Genomic DNA, 18,778 nt, shown 5'->3' on the forward strand with positions numbered 1-18,778 from the left:
AGGGAGAAGAGCCGCCCGCCCCCCTTCGCTCGCTCAACCGCCGAGGGAGAAAGGCCGCCCCCTCGCCTTTGCCCCTCGACCCACGACCGGGTTGCTCCGTTTCGACTCGCGTCGCCCGCTCAGCGACGAACGGGACGCCGCCCCTCACGCCGCCCGGGGTGGTGGGCTCCACATCCAGCGGCGCGGTGACTTCGGCCGCAGCTCGACGGGCGGCCCGTCTGGCGGGTGCAGCACGAAAGGCCCTGATCCCTCGCGCGTGATCCGGTGCCTGCGGTGATGCAGGTTCATGTGGTGGAACCGGCACAGCAGCACTCCGCGGCCGATGTCGGTCCTGCCGCCGTGCGCGTTCCACTCGTCGATGTGGTGCGCCTCGCAGTAGGAGGCCGGTATCGAGCAGCCCGGCCAGACGCAGCCGCCGTCGCGGACGGCGAGGGCGATGCGCTGCTTCGCGGTGAACAGCCGCTGCTCGCGGCCGACGTCCAGCGGGTTCCCCGCGGGGTCGACGGTGACCTCGCGGAAGCCGGTCGCGCAGATCGCCTGCTCGACCGCGGGCGCCGGCAGCGGGTGCCCGCCGTCCTCCGTGTGCCCGACGGGTGCGTCCTTCACGACCACCACCCGCACCCCGGGCTGCCGGGTGCCGAACACCTTCTCGGCGTCCGCGACCGCCCCGGCTCGGAGCACGTCCATCATCACGTCGTAGGCGAGCTGCTCGTTGGTGCGCGGGTCATCGACCAGCCTCTTGGCCCGCTCGCGCTCCGCGGAATCGACGAACCGGGGCCCGCCGCGGCGGGGCCGCATGGCGGCGTCGATCACCGACCGCACGGCGGCGGCGCCCTCGTCGTCGAACACCATCTTGGCGTGGTGGACACCGTCCTCGTCGGTCCACATCCGGAACATCCGCCGCTCGAACCGCGCCAGGAACCGCTGCTCGGCCCCCTCCGGATCGAGCTCGTCCCGCACCCCCTGGGCGGCAAGCCGCAGATCCTCGACCGTGCGGTGCGACGCTTCGAGCAGCAGCTGCTCGGCCGCGATCCGCCAGACCTCCTCACCGCCCTCCGGCGGTGTCCCCAACCCGCGCAGGATCGCATCCATCTGCGCCGCGGACAGACCGCCGCGCGACAGCGCGTCACCCAGCGGCGCATGCCAGGGCGGGGCGGTGGGCTCGGCCTCCTCGGTGGCGGGATCCAGCGGATCGGCACCCTCCATCAGCGACTGCCCCAGTCGCACCTGCCGCGCCGCCTCTCCCCGCGACCCGCCGGACAGCTCCTGCACGAGAGCGACGGTGTTGCGGTGCCCGCGCGACTGCGCGAGACCCCCGTGCCCGTCAGCCTGCCGCGAGCGGGTGGCGGCGACACCGGCCGCCATCGCGCCCACACGCTCCCCCACCCGCGAAAGCGCCGCGGCCCCCTGCATCACCTCGACGACCTCGTCGTCGGAGAGCCCGAGGATCTCGGCGACGTCCGACGGCGCGGCCGACGCCACCGCGTCGACGCATCGCCGGAATTCGCTCAGGAAGTTCATGACCCAAGCATCTCGCCGACCACCGACATTCCGACCCTCTATCCCCTGGTCACACGCCAAAACGCCGCAATCGGTGGATAACTCGCGTGAACGGCAACCTGTGGACGAGAGACCGGCCGCGGCGTCGGCTTCATCGGCGCGCTGTCATCTCCTCTACATTCGAAGACTGATGAGCCTCGATCGCCGCCTCGCCCGCCCGACCGCCGACATCGCATTCGCTGATCGCGGCGCCGGCGAGCCCGTGGTCGTGCTGACGCACGGCGCAGGCGTCGACCACTCGATCTTCGACGCGCAGGCGGCATCGCTCGCGCGGCGCGGGGTCCGAGTGATCCTCTGGGATCTGCGCGGGCACGGGCAGTCGACCCTCGCGGACCGCGCACGGTTCACCGCCGCCGACGCCTTGGAGGATCTCGACGCGCTGCTGCACACCTGCGGCGTCGAGTCGCCGGTGCTCGTCGGGCACTCGCTCGGGGGCAATCTCGCGCAGGCCTTCGCGCGCAGACACCCGGGGCGCGTGGCCGGAGTGATCGTGCTCGACTCCGCCTGGAACACAGGCTCGCTCTCGGGGCCGGAGCGCTTCGCGCTGCGCGTGGCCGCGCCCGTGCTGTCGCTGATCTCGGCGCGCACCCTCCCCGGCCTGATGGCACGGGCCTCGGCCGAGTCGCCGGATGCGGTCGCCCGCACGGAGGCCGTCTTCGCGCGCATGCCCAAGCGCCGGTTCCTCGACGTCTGGAAGGCCACGACGACGTTCGTCTCGCCCGATCCCGGCTTCCGTTCCCCTGTGCCGCTCGCGCTCATCCGCGGCGCGCGGGATCGCACCGGCAACATCGCCACGGCGATGGCGCGGTGGGCAGCCGCCGAGCGGGTCGTCGAGCACGTCATCCCCGACGCCGGCCACATGGTGACGTGGGACGCGCCCGAGGCGGTGTCGAGCGTCCTCATCGAGGTCCTCGACGACTGGGGCCTCCTGTCGGCGTGATGGATGCCCCGCGGCATCGCGTGCCACCGGAGCCGCGCAGGACGCGCACCCAGTCGCAGGACCGCCCGCCCAGTCGCAGGATCCATGGTGCGGATGTTGCGACGCGCGTCCCATACGCATCACCAGCCCCGCCGATCCGACAACCGAGCGCCAGGCCCGACAACCGAGTGCCCGGCCCGACAACCGAGCGCCCAGCCCGACAACCGAGCACGCCCCGACGACCCCCACCCCGGCGCCGTTGACATCCCGGGCGTGTCGCCGATACGGTGGCAAGTCCGTGCCGACCGGCACGGGACGAAAAGGCAGGCCGAGAGGACGCTCGTGAGCGCGAATCAGCAGCTCAAGCCGGTTCTGGACACCCCCCAGAACCGCGACGAGTCGTGCCCTCCGGCGCAGGTCGTCTAGCCAGCCTCAGCTGACTTCACGCCCCGCACCGAAAGGTCCGGGGCGTTTCTTTCTGCGTACGCGCGGGAGGGCATCCCGGATCACCGAACCCGCCGCCCTCCACACACAAGGAAAGGAATCATGGAGAGGCTCTCGAAGCACCTGCTGTCGTGGGCGTCGCTTCTGGACGAGCTCACGCTCGAGCAGGCGCGCGTCTCGTCGCAGATGCCGTTCATCCACCCCCACCTGGCCCTCATGCCCGATGCCCACCTGGGCAAGGGCGCGACGGTCGGGTCGGTGATCCCGACGCTCGGCGCGATCATGCCCGCGGCCGTCGGGGTCGACATCGGCTGCGGCATGATCGCCGTGCGCACCCAGTTCACCCGCGAGCACCTCGCCGGGCGCGACCTCGCGCCGCTGCGCGAGGCGATCGAGCGCGCAATCCCGCTGTCGGCCGGGCGCGACAACCGCAAGGTGGTCGCCACCGCCGAGCCGCGGGTCGCCGAGCTCGAGCAGCTCGCCGAGCGCGCCGAGTTCGACCCGGCGAAGTACGCGGGTCACTGGCGTCTGCAGCTGGGGTCGCTCGGATCCGGGAACCACTTCATCGAGGTCTCCGTCGACGAGGAGGACCGGATCTGGATGTTCCTCCACTCCGGATCGCGCGGGGTCGGCAACAAGATCGCCACGCACCACATCGGCGTCGCGCAGCGCGCGGCGAAGCAGTGGTGGATCGACCTGCCGCACCCCGACCTCGCCTACCTCACCGAGGGCACGCCCGAGTTCGCCCGGTACATCCGGGAGCTGCGGTGGGCGCAGCACTTCGCCCTGCTGAACCGCGAGGAGATGATGGATCGCGTCGCGCGCCAGCTCGGCGAGTTCGTCGGCGAGCAGGTGATCGAGCACGAGCGGATCAACTGCCACCACAACTTCACCGAGAAGGAGAAGCATTTCGGCAAGGAGGTGTGGGTGTCGCGGAAGGGAGCGATCCAGGCCGACCTCGGCCGGCCGGGTCTCATCCCGGGCTCGATGGGAACCGCGTCGTACGTGGTCGAGGGGCTCGGCAACCCGCTGTCGCTCAACTCGTCGCCGCACGGCGCCGGCCGCGAGCACTCGCGGTCTGCCGCGCGGAAGCTGTTCACCCACGAGCAGCTGCGCGAGGCGATGGCGGGGATCGAGTACCGCGACACCGACGCGTTCCTCGATGAGATCCCGGCGGCCTACAAGCCGATCGACCGGGTCATGGAGGACGCGGCCGACCTCGTGACCATCCGGCACACGCTGCGTCAGCTCGTCAACGTGAAGGGCGACTGACCGGCGGCGGAGGTCCGCATCCCACCCGGGGTGCGGACCTTCGCGGCGCCGTGCGCGTGCCACACATCAGTGGATCACCCGATCTTCGGTGAACTGGAGCAGATCATCCATGAACCGGATGAACTGCTCCGCGTACTCCTGCGAATCGAACCATCCGAAGAACTGCTGCTCGGGATGGTCGATGCCGAGCATGCCGTACTCGCTGCCGTCCGGTGAGGGTCCGACGCACAGCAGCGTTCCCGGTCGGGCGCCGTCCTCGTCGAGCACGCACCACAGCACGCTCGTGTGCCCGGCCGGCTCGACGAAGGCGCCCTCCCCGGTGCCGCGGCCGGGGACATCCGCGTTCGCGATCAGCCGGATCCGCTCGGCGGCCTTCTCGGCGGTCGCCTCGCTCATGAAGCAGCCGAGCCGGGCGAGACGCCCGCCTTCGTCGAGACCCACGATCCAGTGGTCGAGGTCCGGCGCGCCGCCGACGAACAGCTCACGCTCGCGCAGCGAGGCGTCCGGTTCGATGGTCCGCACGGCCCAGTGCCCGAGGGTCACGAAGGTCTCATCTGTGGTCATGTCCCGACGCTACGAGCGCGCGGCGCGGCATCCTGCTCCCCCGGCGTTCCCGCGGAACAACCCAGGCGATCCAGGGGCCTGGGGACGACTCAGCGCAGCGTCTTGAGCGCTCCGGCCCACCGCTCGAGCTGCGCGAACATGTCCTGCGCGAGCGGGGCGTGGTGGTCGCCGGGCGTGAACTCGGTGAAGTCCTTGAAGTCCGTCGCGAGGATGAAGTTCAGCTGCTGCCGCACATCCGCGATCTGCAGCTCGGCCGCGATGGCGCGCAGGTGTTCGACGGCGCGGGCGCCGCCGAGGGATCCGTAGCCGACGTAGGCCGCGGCCTTGTCGTTCCACTCGGCGTAGGCGAAGTCGATGGCGTTCTTCAGGGCGCCGGATGTCGAGTGGTTGTACTCGGGGGTCACGAACACGTAGCCGTCGAACGGCGCGATCGTGGCGGCCCACTTCTTCGTGTGCTCGTTCTTGTACTGGCCCTGGGACGGCGGGATGGGCTCATCCAGCAGGGGCAGCGGATGGTCGGCGAGGTCGATCAGCTCGTACGTCGCGGGGCGACCCTGGGCCTGCTCCATCACCCAGTCGGCGACGGCCTTGCCGTTGCGCCCGGGCCGCGTGCTGCCGAGGATCACGGCGATGCGGAGGTCGGTCATCTCTGCTCCTTCAGTCGTCGGAGCACCGATCCTCGCAAGACCCCGGATGGATCACACCCGGGTTGACACGATCCGCCGCGGTCGCCGACCGCCCCCGGTCGCCGACCGCAACGGGTCGTTGAGCGGAGCGAAGCGGAGTCGAAACGGGCTGAGCGAGCGCCAGCGAGCCGAAGCCAGCGAGCCGAAGCCTGCGCCCCGCATCCGCGCCGCTCCAGCGCGCTCAGCAGTTCGGGCAGACCCCCGTCAGCGGCATCACCTGGAAGCACGACATGCAGACCTTGCCCTCGCGGGGCTCGCTCGCGGTGCTGCGGTGCGAGGTGGCGCGGGGCGTCGAGCTGCTGCGCGGCGCCGAGGGACGCTTGGCGCGGTCGGCGAGCGGACGCTCCCGCGTCTCGTAGTGGGTGATTCCCCACGCGCCGCGGAACCGGCGGCTGGGCCAGCGCGGACGGTCTCCCGCGAGGCGCTGCGCATCCGCCTCGGACCGGAAGCCCGTGGTGTAGCCGTCGTGCACCTCGAGGGCGGGACCGCCGGCGACGCGCTCGATCTTGAAGTACGTGCGGAAGCCGACGAAGGCCGAGGGCCCCGCGTCGGCGGCGATGCGCCGCAGCAGCTCAAGGTTGCCGACGGGCGTCCCGTAGCGGACGAACGCCTCCTCGATCGAGGCGAAGGTGACAGCCCGACCCTCCTTGGCGTGGTCGACGGATCGCTCGGGCGTCACAGTGGTCATTCTCCAATCCTCCCACCTCCCGCCTGGGCGCACACCGCCCTGTCCCACCGACGCCCTCCCACGTCGGGCGAGCCGGCCTCAGCCGCAGTACGAGCACACCCCGGTCAGCGACAGCACGCTGAAGCAGGTGGGGCAGACGCCGCCCTCGCGCTGCGGCTGCCGGCCGATGGCGATCTTGTCGCGATCCGTGCGGCGCGTGCGCTCGCTCGGGATCTTCCGGGCTTCGTCCTGAGGTTCCGCCACGCCAGTCATGCTCGTTCCTCTCACGGAGCCGACGGATCCAGGATCCTCCGCCCCGCTGAACGACGGGAGACGACCGGATGAACGCTGCGCCCGGCCCCGACGTCAGTCCGCGCGACCGGCCCCGGCGTCAGTCCGCCGGCACCGACGTGCGCGCCCACTCGGGCGCACCGGCGTTGGCCGACGCGGGGATGACGATCCCTTCCTGCCGCAGCCGCTCGACCGTCCCCGCGGCGTCGACGAAGCGGCCGACGGTCGCCGCGCCGGCGGCCGGGACGACGGAGTGCATCACGGTGCGCTCGTACACGTGAACGAAGTTCACCGTCTGCGCCGCGTCGCGCCCGCGCGTCCCGCGACCCGGCGTCAGCAGGTCCTGGGTGTAGCAGGTCGAAGAGGCGACCGAGACGGGGACGCCCTCGAAGGTCGCCGTCGTGTTGTAGTGGAAATGGCCGCCCAGGATCGCGCGCACGTCGCTGCCGCGCAGCACCTCGGCGAGGGCGGGCTGGTCGTGAAGCTCGACCGTGACGGCGAGGTCCTGCAGGCACGGGATCGGCGGGTGGTGAAGCGCCAGCAGCGTCCCCTCGGGTGCCGGCTCGGCGAGCACTCCCCGCAGCCACTCGAGCTGCGACGGCTCCAGCTCGCCGTGCGCGTGTCCCGGCACTGTCGAGTCGAGCACAACGATCCGCAGCCCGCCGAGCCACTCGACGCGGTCGTAGGGCTCGGTCGTGGGCTCGGCGTCGAGCAGCGTGCGCCGCATCGTGGCGCGGTCGTCGTGGTTTCCCATGACCCAGATGATCCGGGCGCCCATCCGCGCGGCCGCCTCCTCGACGACGGAGCGCAGCTCGGCGTATGCCTCGGCCTCGCCCGCGTCGGCGAGGTCGCCGGTGAACACGAGCGCCTCGGGACGAATGCCGGTGTCGGCGACGGTGGCGAGCAGCTCCCTCAGGTGGGCGCTCGCGTCGGCGACGCCGCCCAGCCGCTCGCCGGGCATCACGAAGTGAGTGTCCGAGATGTGCACGAGGAAGTGGTCGGGCAGCGGATGCTCCGCGATCCGGAGGGTCATCGAGGCTCCTGTTCAAGAGGTGGCGCGACGGTGGCGCCGGACAGCAGGCGCCCGGCGATGAGTTCCCGGACGATCCGCTGCGGCGGCTCGTCGCCGATGAGCGCGGCGATATTGGCGATGGTCCGCTCGGCGAGGCGCTCGACGCCGATGCGGTAGCTCGTGAGGCCCAGCAGGTCGATGCCGGGCAGGATGCCGTCGCATCCGCTGACCGAGACGTCGCCCGGGGCGGACAGCCCGGCGGCGTCGAGCCGGCGAAGCAGGTGAAGCGCGCGCAGGTCGGACGGGCACATCACTGCCGTGACCTCGCGGCGACGCACGAGGTCGACGGCCTCGTCGGCGCCGTCGGTGAACTCCACGGCGGGAACGGGCACGATGCGCACGCCCCGCGCGGCGAGCTCGGCGGCCATTCCCGTCGCGCGGATGTACTCGGGGTACGACGCGTGCTCCTGCGTCACGATCACCGCGACCGAGCGGTGCCCCTGGTCGGCGACGTGCGCGGCGAGCGCGCGTGCCGAGATCCGCTCGTCGTACGAGACGGCGTGGATCCGTCCGCTCTCCTCCGGACGGCCGGCCCGGATGATCGGGATGCGGTCGCGGAACGGCTCGAGCTGCGCGCTCGTCACGCCGCCGGTGGCGACGATCAGGCCCGCGACCCGCATCCCCATGAGGCGGTTCAGGCTGTCGATCTGCCGGCTTCCGCGCAGGTCGCTGCTGATCGTCATCGAGATGAGCGTGATGCCGGCCTCGTGTGCGGCCTCCTGCAGCTTTGTGAACAGCAGGCCGTACGCGGGGTTGGCGGCGTCCCGCAGCAGCAGGCCGACGACGGACGACCCGCGCGAGGCGAGCTCGGACGCCATGATGTTCGGCACGTACCCGAGCTGCTCCGCGATCGCGAAGACGCGGGCGCGGGTCGCATCCGACACCTTCCCCTGGCCGAGGAACACGCGCGACACCGACGAGCGCGAGACCCCGGCCGCCGCGGCGACGTCCTCCATGGTCGGTCCCCGCGGGGGCGCGGCGGGCTCCCCGTTCGGACGCGCTCCAGCCTCGTCGCTCACACCCGCACCGCCCTTCGTGCTTGATAGGCGTGCAGCAGCCACGGCCAGTCGGTCTGGATCGCGTCGATCCCGAGATCAAGGATGGCGCCCCATCCGTCGTCCGGATCGTCGAACAGCGAGCGCTCGTCGTCCAGGCCCGCGAACAGCGGCGGGCCGGAGGTCAGCACCTCCGCGTTGACCATCGTGAACACGCCGCGGTCGCGCAGCCTCGCGATCACGTCGGCGTCGAGGAACGGCCCGTCGGGCTCGGTGGCGATCAGCTCGAGCCCGATGGTGTTCAGCGCCTTGTCGCCGAGGATCCGCTCGGCCTCCGCGAGGGTGCGGCAGATCGGCATGAACGGGTACGGCTCCGGATGCGCGCGCAGCAGGGCGAGGCTCGCCTCGTCGGCCGCCCAGCACTTGAGCAGCACCCGGTCGGTCACGCCCTGCTCGTCGAGCCAGGGAAGCAGCGTGCGCCACCACGGCCACGACCGGTCGAGGTTGATCAGCGCGTCGTGTGGCAGCGCCGCGAGCACGTCGCCGAGCTCGGGCACCCGGCCGGAGCGGGCGGATCCGGCGATCCGCAGGTGACGGAGATCCCGGATCCGCTCGGCAGGCAGGGTCGCGAGGTTGTGTGGCACGCCGAGCAGGACGGGCTCCATCCCGTCGTGGAAGGCGAAGAACACCCCGTCGCTCGAGGCGACGGCGTCGAGCTCGACGATGTCGCCGCCCGAGCGCAGCGCGGCCCGCACCGCCTCGATCGTGTTCTCGGCGACGGATCCCGCGGCGACGCCGCGGTGCACGACGATGAGCGCGCCGACCTCGTCGAGTCGCGCGGCGAACCGCCGGTTGACGTGCGCGTGCTCGGGGCGGCCCAGCACCCGGCTCACCGGACGACCTCCGACGTCACGCCCGCCTCGACCGGCGTCGGGGCCTGCGAGCTCGGTCCCGCCCGGCGGACCCGGCGCCGCCGATCCTTCCGCGTCGCCCGCCCGTAGACGAGCCACATCGTCACGCCCGTGATGATCATGAGCAGCACGGTGTAGACGAAGGTGTTCGCGCGCGCGTCGATGTCGACCGATCCGGCGGCCGCGGCCTGGATCACGAGCCCGAGCGGCTGGTACAGGGGGTGAGCGAGGAACACGGCGGTGTCGTAGTCGTCGAGCAGCGAGTTGAAGTTCAGCGCGAACACGGCCGCGGCGGTCGGCAGCACGACGGGCACGATGATGCGCCGGTAGATCGTGAACGTGCCGGCGCCGAGCAGCGCGGCGGCCTCCTCGAGCGCGGTGTTGACCCCGAGGTACGCGGCCTTCATCAGCCGCAGCGTGAACGGGATCTTCGCGATCACGAAAGCGATCAGCAGGATCACCGCGGTGCCGGTGAGCACCGCGCCGCCGACCAGCGGGTTCGGATGGTCGTAGCTCATGATCAGGCCCAGCGCGATCATGGCGGCGGGAAGGATCCACGGGATGTGAAGCAGGTACTCGAGCGCCGTGGTGATCGCGTTGCGGTGCCGCACGATGATGCGGGTGAGCACGAGCATGGCGAGCACCGCGATGGCCGCGGCGAGCGCGCTGTAGACGACGGAGACGAGGAACGGGCGGAGCGCTGATCCCTGGCTCAGCACGCGCACGTAGTTGTCCAGCGACAGGCGATCCAGCGCGAGGGTGCCGGTCTGGATCGCGGCCGAGTCGGCGAACGAGTACAGCACGATCAGCAGCACCGGAAGCAGGTACACCGCGAACAGCACGTACGCCACGGCGTGCACGGCCACGTTCACAAACGGGTTGCGGATGCGCTGGCGCTGCAGCGGCGTGGAGATCTTCGACAGCGAGAAGTAGGTGCCGCCGCGCTCGATGCGGGTCAGGATCGCCAGCATCGCGATCGTGACGAGACCCAGGATCACCGCGAGCAGCGCGGCGATGTCGCGCGACGTGGCCGAGGTGGCGAAGCTCAGGATCATCGGGGCGATGGTCTGGAAGTCTCGCCCGCCGAGCACCTGCGGCGCCGACAGGGCGCCGAGGCCCGTGAGGAACGACAGGATCGTGACGGCGAACAGCATTGGCCGCAGCGCCGGCAGCACGATGCGCCACAGGATGGTGCCGTCGCCGGCGCCCAGGTTGCGCGCGGCCTCGATCATCTGGAAGTCGAGCTTCGCGATCGCGGGCGACAGGAACAGCAGGTGGTTGGTCGTCGTGGCGAGGGTCATCACCATGAGCACGGCGGGGAAGCCCTGGAACCACTGCGGGTCCATGTCAGGGAACCAGCCGACGAGCAGGGAGGTGATGATGCCGTCGTCGCCGTAGACGAAGCGGTAGCCGGCGGCGAGCACGATGCCGCCGTAGATCAGCGTTGTCGCGTAGCCGAGCCACAGGATCCGCGATCCGGCGATCCGGAAGTAGCGCGTGACGAGCACGATGAACACGCCGACGACGTTGGTGCTGATCGCGAGGGCGAAGGCGAGGAGCACGCTGTTGCCGAGCGAGCGCAGGGCGCGCTCCGAGCTCAGCAGCCGCTCGATCGCGCTTCCCGAGAACGCGCCGTCGGGGAAGAACGTCTCGATCAGCAGGTTGGCGTTGGGCCACACGAGGAACGCGACGATCGCCCATCCCGACACCAGCAGCGTGATGACGGTGAACGGCGAGCGCAGCATCCGCCGCGCGGAGGCGGCGCGGCTCACGCGACCGCCTCGGCGACGCGCGCGGCCACGCGGCGTCCGGTCTCGTCGTACTGCAGAACGTGTGCCGGGTCGATCGCGAGGTCGACGCGCGATCCGGCGACGGGCGCCGGGCCTTCGTCGGGCCGCACGAGCACCTGCACGCGGGCGCCGTCGGCGAGCACCGTGCAGCTCGTGTGCGTGCCGTGGTAGCGGGTGCCGGCCACCTCGCCGGGCACTGTCACTCCCCCGGCGGATGCGCCGGGCCGCAGGATGCGCGGCCGCTCGACGCGGAGGTACGACGATGCGGCGGACGGCAGGCCGAGCCGCTCGACGAGCGCGGGGGTGAGCTTGGACGCGGCGCCGACGAACGTGCAGACGAACTCGGTCGCCGAGTTCTCGTAGATCTCCTGCGGGGTGCCGACCTGCTCGATCCTGCCGGCGTTGAAGACGGCGATCCGGTCGGACATCGACAGCGCCTCGTCCTGGTCGTGCGTGACGTAGAGGGTGGTGATGCCGAACTCGGCCTGCAGCGCCTTCAGCTCGCCGCGCAGCTGCTGGCGCAGCTTGGCGTCGAGGTTCGAGAGGGGCTCGTCGAGCAGCAGGATCTTCGGCTGCATCACGAGAGCGCGCGCGATGGCGACGCGCTGCTGCTGGCCGCCGGACAGCTGATCGAGCGTGCGGGTGAGCTGCTCGTCGCTGAGCTCGACGCGGCGGGCGACCTCGGCGACGAGCTCGTCGCGGCGGCGGCGCGGAACGCGGTTCACGCGCAGGCCGAAGGCGATGTTCTCGGCGACGTCCATCGAGGGGAATAGAGCGTAGTTCTGGAACACCATCCCCACCTGGCGCTTGTCGCTGGGGAGGCGGGTGACGGCGCGATCCTGCACGTAGATCTCGCCCCGCGTCGGCTCGACGAACCCGGCGAGGGCGCGCAGCGCGGTGGTCTTGCCGCACCCCGAGGGGCCGAGGAGGGTGAAGAACTCCCCCTCGGCCACCTCGAGGTCGAGATCCGGGATCGCGGTGAAGTCGCCGTAGGTGACCTCGACGTTCTCGAATCGGATCACGGGATGTACTCGAGCTCGATCTTCTCGACCCAGGCGGGCAGGTTCTCGGCGACGACGTCCCAGTCGATCTCCTGGCGGGGAAGGTTCTCGTGGAACTCGACGATCTCGGGGTCGGCCTCGGCGATCGCGCCCTCGTTGACCGGCATCGAGTCGAACTCGGCCGACCACGCGGCCTGCGTCTCGGCGCTGCCGAACCAGTCGATGAACTCCTGCGCCTGCTCGGTCTGGTCGGTGCCCTTGACGATCGCGACCTGCTCGACGGCGTAGGGGACGCCGACCTCGGGGCGGACGACCTCGCTGTCGATGCCGTACTCCTCCTCGCGCGAGGGAAGGCCCGAGGTCCACATCTGGCCCATGTCGACCTCGCCCTCGGCCATGCGGGCGTACAGGTCGGTGTCGGGAACGGCGGGGTTGCCGTGCTCGAAGTAGGCGGCGACCTGCTCCCAGCCCTCGTCGGAGACGCCGAGGTCGCCCGACTCATCGAGGTAGCGGGTGAGGATGCCGGCGAACACAAGCTGCGAGGTGGCGCCGCCGAGGTCGGGGACGCTCTCGTAGCGGCCCTGGAAGGCCGGGTCGGTCCACAGGTCGGTCCAGTCCTGCGGGGCGTCCTCGGGCGTCGGGTAGGCCGCGGTGTTGTAGGCGAGCACGATTCCCTGCTGCACGAGGGGCCAGTAGTAGCCCTCGCCCGACGGGTCGCCGAGCGCGGCGTCGACCTCGCCCGACCACGACGGGGTGTAGGGCTCGATCGTGTCGGCGGCGATCAGCTGCGAGAAGTACATGTTGTTCAGGCCGAACACGACGTCGGCGACGGGGTTGCCCGCCTCGGCGATGAGCTTCTCGGTGGTGTCGCCGCCGCCCTGGCCGACGATCTGGATCTCGAAGCCCGCCTCGGCGGCCTGCGCGGTCAGCCACTCGGCGCGGCCGTCGGCGTTGGAGTTGGTGTAGACGATCAGCGGCTCGCTGCTCTCGGCGGCGGCCTCGGTCGGGGCGCCCGCCGAGCAGCCGGCGAGGAGGGTCAGGGTGGCCGCGGCGCTCACGGCGACAGCGGTTCGGGCGTACTTGTGCACGGCTCGGTGATCCTTCGCTCTGGTGGGGGTGGGGTGCGGGATGAGCGTCCCCTCGATCTCGAGGGGGGAGCGCTCTCCCCACCCCTCGACCTTGACGAGCGGGGGTGACGTCGCGCTGGATTCCATGCGACGAGTGGGTGAACAGCGGTTGGGCGGGTGTTAACCCGGGGCCGGGAGGTGGGGAGAGCGCTCCCCCAACGCGAAGGCCCCCGGAGACGAGAACGTCGCTCTCGGCGCGCTCAGGCGAAGTGCGGACGTAGGCGCTCTCTCAACGCCGGGTCGCAGACGTAGAGGAACGTCCCGCGCATTCCGCGCGTCATGAGGACGCTGTAGATGTTGCGGACGTACGCGAGGAGATCCTCGTCGCTGTATGTGAGCCCGAGAACGGGATTGTTCCGCTTGCCCGCGGCGTCGTGGTAATTCGAGCGATCGAAGACCGTGCGCCCCAGCGACTCGTCGTAGCAGAGGTCGTTTCCGATGATCACGCCCGCGTAGTTGAGGTCATACCCCTGAACCGTGTGGATCGATCCGACCTCGCCGAAGGAGTTCGCCGAGTTGATCCAGTCCGTCGAGGTGCCGTTCCAGCGCAGCTGCTGTCCGTCCAGCTCGATGTCGAATGCCGTCGGATCCGCCTTCGAGCGCCACGGCCAGGCGTAGCCGGCGACGAGGCGAGCGAGCCCGAACTGCGCCTCTCGGTCCCGGATGTCGTCGTACATGTCGCCGAGGTCGTCGTACAGGCGCAGCTCGTACTCGCCGAAGTCCGGTCGCGCGACGGGCTCACCGGCGAGCACCCGCTTGACCCAGGCGACGTAGTCGTTCCCGCCCGCGACGCGCATCTGCGACCACAGGACGTGGTGACGGCCGGCGCCCTTCGCCTCGGCGACGAGCGCCTCCTGTACCTCCCGCGGGAGATCCGCAGGCCGCACGCTCTGGTCGGTGTCGAGCAGGAAGATCTGGTGGTCGCTCTGCGCGCGGATCCAGTCCAGCTGCGTGATGTCGAGCCGGTCCTCCCCGAACAGCCGCTCGGTGATCTCCCTGCGCCGGATGTTGAGCACCGCGGCAGGCAGGGCTGCCCGCTGGGCGAGGCGGTGCGCCTCGTCGACGATCAGCACGTCGAAGCGGTCCGCGCTCTCGCCCGCCTCGAACGGGGTGAGCACCTTGACGCGCTTGAGCCCCGGGATGCGCCGGAACACCCGTTGAACCGACTTCCGCAGCGACTGCTGCGGGATGACGAAGCCGAGCCGCCGCCCATCCAGCAGAGCCCGCTTCTCGCCGACGAAGAACTCCGAGAAGCGCTCGTCCGCTTCATAGAGGTCCGCCGGATCGAGGGACCTGATGTCTTCGAGCAGCTTCAGCAGATAGATCGCGACGATCGTCTTGCCCGTGCCCGGTCCGCCCTCGATCACACTCGTGCTGCGGCTGCCGCTGTCGAGATCCTCGAACAGGGAATCGAGGATGTTCTCCACGGCGGCGGCCTGCGCGTCGTTCAGCGCCTTGAACGGCGACAGTTTGAACAGGTCGCTGTTCTCGATTGCGCGTACGTCGCGCGTGAACATCCCATCGGCACGCAGCTGCTCGAAGATCTCGTCGAAGGTCTCGCGGTACGTGGCGCGATCGAAGTACTCGTAGTCGACGAGGCCCGCGTTCGCGTTGATCACGCGGAACTTCTCGTCGCCGCTGAACCACCGGATGAGGTGCGACTCCAGGTCGAGGCAGGCCGACTTGTTGAAGCGGTCGTCGAGGACGACCTTCAATTGCGTCATCTGCCGCTTGCGCGCCCGGTGCTGCTCCATCCGCTTCGCCGCGTTGAGCGTCTCGCCGACATAGACCTCACGGCCGTCGTCGAGCACGTACACGACGGGCCAGTTCTGCAGCCTTCGCTCGACGTCGAGCTTCATCGCCTCCGGAGTGCGGTCGTTGAACCGCAGTCGCTCAATCCGGAAGCCGGTCATACTTCACCGCCGTTCCCCGTGCCTTGTCGGCCGGGTACTTCGCACGCGTCTTCTCGAGCTTCTCGAGCACGATCTCGTCCGCATCCACACCGAGGCGGTCGGCCAGCAGCAGGCAATAGGTGAGGACGTCCGCCAACTCGTCGCGCACCTCCGCGGCATCGGCGGGCTCGCCCCATTGGAAGCACTCGAGCAGTTCGGCGGCCTCGATCGCGACGCTTTTGGCGAGATTCTCCGGCGTGTGGAACTTCGCCCAATCGCGCTCGGCGACGAATGCGCGCAGCGCACCGAGTACCGCGTCGTCCGTCATGGTCACACCGTATCGACAGTCACGGCCCTCAGCGTGCGATGCTCGGGCAGCACCTCGGAGCCGGATCTCATACCGGCTCGGTCGGCGTACCGGTGAGAGGCGGCGGCTGAATCGAACTGCGACTTGCGGCGATGCGCTCCCGGATCAGATCCACGGTCTGCTCCGACTCACGCATCAGTTCGAGAATGGCGCGATGGTTGTCCCAGTGCTTCTTCCACAGATCGTCCCCGGCGATGGCCTCGAAGTCGACCTTGGTCGGGATCTCCCATGCTTCGAAGCGCGCCAACCGTTCGATTCGCTCCTCGAGGTCCGGAATGCCACGAGTAGACGGTGAGAGGCGAGCGGGCCCCCGCATCCACGTCTCCCAGTCTTTGTTGCCTTTGCTCTGGTTGCACTTGCCGCATGCAGGCACGAGGTTGTGAATCTCGGAGATGTACCCGGTGGACTTCTGACCCACCACCAACGGACGAAGATGATCCCACTCGGTGGCAGTGTCACCGCAGTACGCGCAGACGACAGCCTCGTCCATGCCCAGGATGCGGAGCGCTTCGTCAACCTGCTCCTGCGTGGGCGGGATCACGGGGATTATCCCGTTCACGAAAGAATTCGTGATGCTCGAGGATCGTCCGGTAATTCGAACGGCTTTGGGCATCGCGAACCGCGAAGCAGATGAGCGTGGCACGCGCTCGACGCTAGCGGCGATCCCTGTCCACAACTGGCATTGCCGGTGTTAGCCTGGCCCGCGCCCGCCGAAGCTCAGCCTGGAGGATCCGTGGCCTCGTACACCGTCAGCCGCTCCGTGGTGATCGACGCGCAGCCCGAGCAGGTGTTCCCGTACATCGAGCGCTTCCCCGAGTGGGTGAAGTGGTCGCCGTTCGAGGAATCGGACCCCGAGCTGCAGCGCGTCTACCGCGGCGCACCGGAGGGCGACGGGGCGATCTACGAGTGGTCCGGCAACGCCAAGGCCGGCGCCGGGATGATGACGATCACCGACGTGACCTCGTGCCAGGTGCACGTCGACACCGAGTTCTTCCGCCCGTTCAAGAACAAGACGCGTCACGTGTTCGCGGTCACTCCCTCGGGCGGCGCCGCGACGACCGTGACGTGGGAGATGCACGGCGAGCACACCGGCCTCGTGGGACTCGTGTCGCGCGCGCTGATGCCCATGGAGAAGGCCATGGGGCCCGAGTTCGAGAAGGGGCTCGAGGCGCTGAAGCGCGTTGTCGAGGGGGACGCCGCGGAGGAGTGACCCGTCCCGCTCAGGCGAGCGGGACGGGGCACCATCCCGTCTCACTCCGCGGGGTAATCCACGACGAACTGCGGCGTCCCGCTCGTCGCCGGATCGGCCTGACCGCCGACGCCGTTGACCACGTGCTGGACGGTGCCTGCCGACAGGTTGACCGTCATGATGTGGTGCAGCTGCACTCCGGCCGTCTCGGGAACCGCGAAGCCGTTCTCGGTGACGATCGACGGGTTGTTCTGGTTGAACACGTACACCCCTGCCCCGTCGAGACGGTGCGTCGTGACATCCGGCGCCACCGTGTATCCCGGGTAGCCGAGCGTGCCGTCGGGCTGGGTCCAGTCGGCCTGCGTCGGAGGGTCGTAGGGCAGCTCGTTCTGGTACAGGATCACCCGGCCGCGCTCGCCGTTCCACAGCGTGTTGTAGCGCTGGAAGTGCTCCACGAACAGGCCCGTCGCCGTCACGTCGTCGCCGTTCACGATCACGCCATTGTGGCCCGTGTTGGTGCGCCAGCGATCCGTGTCGCCGTTGAAGCCCTCGGTGAAGCCCTCGATGCCGTGGTCGCCGCGCCACACCCAGGTGTGGTCGATCAGCACGTGGTCCGCGTTGATCTCCAGCGCGGTCGTCGTCTTGCCGATGTGCGGTCCGCCCACCCGGAAGTAGACGTCGCTGAGCGTGATCGGATCGGCCGGATCCAGCTTCTTGCCGACGTTCGCGTCGCCGACGCGCAGCAGCACGGGCGACAGCTCGGTGCCGGCGTCGATCGTGACGCCCGCGATCACGATGCCCGCGGCATCCTTGACCTCCATCGGCACCGCGCCGCCGGTCGCGGTGAGCGTCGCGTGACCCATGCCGAGCACCACCGTGCCCGGGCGCTTCACCTTGATCGTGCGGTCGATGTCGTAGACGCCCGGAGTCAGGATGAGGTGCTCGCCGCGTGCGAGCGCCGCGTTGATCGTCGCCTCGCTGTCGCCGGGCTTGGCGATGAAGAAGTCGTCGATCGGGATGGTGCGACCCGGCGTCTCGCCGTCGGCCCAGCTGACGCCGCTCGAGTCGCGCTGCGCATCCGGCACGCGCACGTTGTAGTCGCCCTCGTCGTCGACGAAGAGGTACGGCTTCTCGCGCGACAGCGGCGTCTGGTCGACCGTCGTGTACGGCGGGTCCGGGAAGGTCGCGTCATCCGGAGCGCCGACGACGCCCGAGAAGACCTGGTTCCACACCGCGTTCGACCAGCTGCCGACCTCGCTGTTGCGGATCAGCCACTGCTGCTGCGAGCCGTTCACGACCGCGGGCAGCTTCGAGTCGGCGATGAACCCGCCGCTCGCGTACTGCGGGCCGGCGGTGCAGTAGTCCATGAGCGAGAGCGTGCCGCTCGGCACGTGCAGGCGCCGCAGGCTCACCGCCTGCGACACGGCCCAGAAGTCGGCGCTCTGGCGGCAGCCATCCTGCCCCGCCTTGTCGATGTCGATCCGCAGGTTCGACAGGGTGCGCCAGAAGTTCACGAGCGCCAGGCAGTTGCCCGTGCCGCCCTCCAGGCAGCGGTTGTAGACCTCGACCGCGCCGTGCACAGCGACGTCGTCGGGGTTCGCGCCGAGGCCGGCGATCTCGGTGTAGTAGCCGACCTTCACCTGCAGCGGATCCTTCGCCGAGCCGTACGCGCCGGGAAGGAAGTACACCGCCCGCCGCTCGCCGCTCATCTCGGCGTCGACCTGCTGGGCGTGAAGGGCGTCGAGCTCGGACTGGATCTGGTCGAGCGGGGTGTCGGGACCGAAGATCGTGACATTCGGGCCGAAGTCGGGCATGGAGCCCGTGGCGGCGGTGGCGGGCGTGGCGACGAGGCCGCCGACGACGAGCGCACCGGCGATCGCCGCAGCGCGGATCGCACGGGATCGTCGCGTTCGGACGTGGGGGATGGACATGCGGTTCCTCTCCATTGAGGGCATCGCGCGGCAGCGCGCGATCCGGCACTTACTTACGAGCATGTAAGCATTTCGGAGGGGGCGGCGACAAGGGGTGGGT

The 18,778-nt window shown here is 70.0% G+C and carries 18 protein-coding genes; 3 read left to right on the forward strand and 15 right to left on the reverse strand.

Annotated elements, in window-relative coordinates:
• Positions 1–144: 144 nt before the first annotated feature.
• A complete protein-coding gene (locus IR155_RS14150; RefSeq protein WP_135115448.1) occupies positions 145–1,521 on the reverse strand; it encodes an HNH endonuclease signature motif containing protein in 1,377 nt (458 codons plus the stop codon).
• 169 nt (positions 1,522–1,690) lie between these two features.
• On the opposite strand from IR155_RS14150, the gene IR155_RS14155 reads away from it, so the two are divergent.
• Complete coding sequence (locus IR155_RS14155; RefSeq protein ID WP_135115449.1) at positions 1,691–2,500, forward strand: alpha/beta fold hydrolase; 810 nt, start codon at positions 1,691–1,693, stop codon at positions 2,498–2,500.
• Between the two features lie 525 nt (positions 2,501–3,025).
• The gene (locus tag IR155_RS14160) at positions 3,026–4,195 is read left to right on the forward strand and encodes an RtcB family protein (RefSeq protein WP_135115450.1); all 1,170 of its coding nucleotides are present in this window, start codon (positions 3,026–3,028) and stop codon (positions 4,193–4,195) included.
• A 66-nt stretch (positions 4,196–4,261) separates the two neighbouring features.
• On the opposite strand, the gene IR155_RS14165 is transcribed toward IR155_RS14160, so the two are convergent.
• The 13 genes from IR155_RS14165 to IR155_RS14225 all read right to left on the reverse strand — a co-directional run bounded on the left by IR155_RS14165 (position 4,262) and on the right by IR155_RS14225 (position 16,099).
• Positions 4,262–4,759, reverse strand: a complete 498-nt coding sequence (locus IR155_RS14165; protein ID WP_135115451.1) for a hypothetical protein — start codon at positions 4,757–4,759, stop codon at positions 4,262–4,264.
• 89 nt (positions 4,760–4,848) lie between these two features.
• The gene (locus IR155_RS14170; protein WP_135115452.1) at positions 4,849–5,406 is read right to left on the reverse strand and encodes an NADPH-dependent FMN reductase; all 558 of its coding nucleotides are present in this window, start codon (positions 5,404–5,406) and stop codon (positions 4,849–4,851) included.
• Between the two features lie 220 nt (positions 5,407–5,626).
• A complete protein-coding gene (locus IR155_RS14175; protein WP_135115453.1) occupies positions 5,627–6,133 on the reverse strand; it encodes a hypothetical protein in 507 nt (168 codons plus the stop codon).
• Positions 6,134–6,211: 78 nt separating this feature from the next.
• Positions 6,212–6,376, reverse strand: coding sequence for a hypothetical protein (locus tag IR155_RS14180; RefSeq protein WP_167760806.1), 165 nt, complete (start codon positions 6,374–6,376; stop codon positions 6,212–6,214).
• A gap of 127 nt (positions 6,377–6,503) precedes the next feature.
• Positions 6,504–7,436 carry a phosphodiesterase gene (locus IR155_RS14185; protein ID WP_135115454.1) on the reverse strand — a complete coding sequence of 311 codons (933 nt, stop codon included), beginning with the start codon at positions 7,434–7,436 and terminating at the stop codon, positions 6,504–6,506.
• Positions 7,433–8,431: a LacI family DNA-binding transcriptional regulator gene (locus tag IR155_RS14190; protein ID WP_135115455.1), complete on the reverse strand. Its 999-nt coding sequence runs from the start codon at positions 8,429–8,431 to the stop codon at positions 7,433–7,435. Before IR155_RS14190 ends, IR155_RS14185 begins: the two co-directional genes overlap by 4 nt.
• 59 nt (positions 8,432–8,490) lie before the next feature.
• Positions 8,491–9,363, reverse strand: a complete 873-nt coding sequence (locus tag IR155_RS14195) for a glycerophosphodiester phosphodiesterase family protein (protein ID WP_167760807.1) — start codon at positions 9,361–9,363, stop codon at positions 8,491–8,493.
• A complete protein-coding gene (locus IR155_RS14200; protein WP_322783528.1) occupies positions 9,360–11,153 on the reverse strand; it encodes an ABC transporter permease in 1,794 nt (597 codons plus the stop codon). The genes IR155_RS14195 and IR155_RS14200 overlap by 4 nt, the downstream gene beginning before the upstream one ends.
• Positions 11,150–12,193 carry an ABC transporter ATP-binding protein gene (locus tag IR155_RS14205; protein ID WP_135115457.1) on the reverse strand — a complete coding sequence of 348 codons (1,044 nt, stop codon included), beginning with the start codon at positions 12,191–12,193 and terminating at the stop codon, positions 11,150–11,152. Before IR155_RS14205 ends, IR155_RS14200 begins: the two co-directional genes overlap by 4 nt.
• Entirely contained in the window at positions 12,190–13,386 is a 1,197-nt protein-coding gene (locus IR155_RS14210; protein ID WP_135115458.1) for an extracellular solute-binding protein, read from the reverse strand. Before IR155_RS14210 ends, IR155_RS14205 begins: the two co-directional genes overlap by 4 nt.
• A gap of 113 nt (positions 13,387–13,499) precedes the next feature.
• Positions 13,500–15,212, reverse strand: coding sequence for a DUF2075 domain-containing protein (locus IR155_RS14215; RefSeq protein WP_135115459.1), 1,713 nt, complete (start codon positions 15,210–15,212; stop codon positions 13,500–13,502).
• The gene (locus IR155_RS14220; RefSeq protein ID WP_135115460.1) at positions 15,193–15,519 is read right to left on the reverse strand and encodes a nucleotide pyrophosphohydrolase; all 327 of its coding nucleotides are present in this window, start codon (positions 15,517–15,519) and stop codon (positions 15,193–15,195) included. Before IR155_RS14220 ends, IR155_RS14215 begins: the two co-directional genes overlap by 20 nt.
• A 67-nt stretch (positions 15,520–15,586) precedes the next feature.
• Positions 15,587–16,099, reverse strand: coding sequence for an HNH endonuclease (locus IR155_RS14225; RefSeq protein WP_209306783.1), 513 nt, complete (start codon positions 16,097–16,099; stop codon positions 15,587–15,589).
• 192 nt (positions 16,100–16,291) lie between these two features.
• Between IR155_RS14225 and IR155_RS14230 the strand changes: the two genes are divergently transcribed.
• A complete protein-coding gene (locus IR155_RS14230) occupies positions 16,292–16,768 on the forward strand; it encodes an SRPBCC family protein (protein WP_167760808.1) in 477 nt (158 codons plus the stop codon).
• Positions 16,769–16,809: 41 nt separating this feature from the next.
• On the opposite strand, the gene IR155_RS14235 is transcribed toward IR155_RS14230, so the two are convergent.
• Positions 16,810–18,678 (reverse strand): pectate lyase family protein, encoded by a 1,869-nt coding sequence (locus tag IR155_RS14235; protein WP_135115462.1) that lies wholly within the window; start codon positions 18,676–18,678, stop codon positions 16,810–16,812.
• Positions 18,679–18,778: the final 100 nt, after the last annotated feature.

It is taken from the genome of Microbacterium paludicola (assembly GCF_015235415.1).
GTDB classification, from domain to species: domain Bacteria; phylum Actinomycetota; class Actinomycetes; order Actinomycetales; family Microbacteriaceae; genus Microbacterium; species Microbacterium paludicola.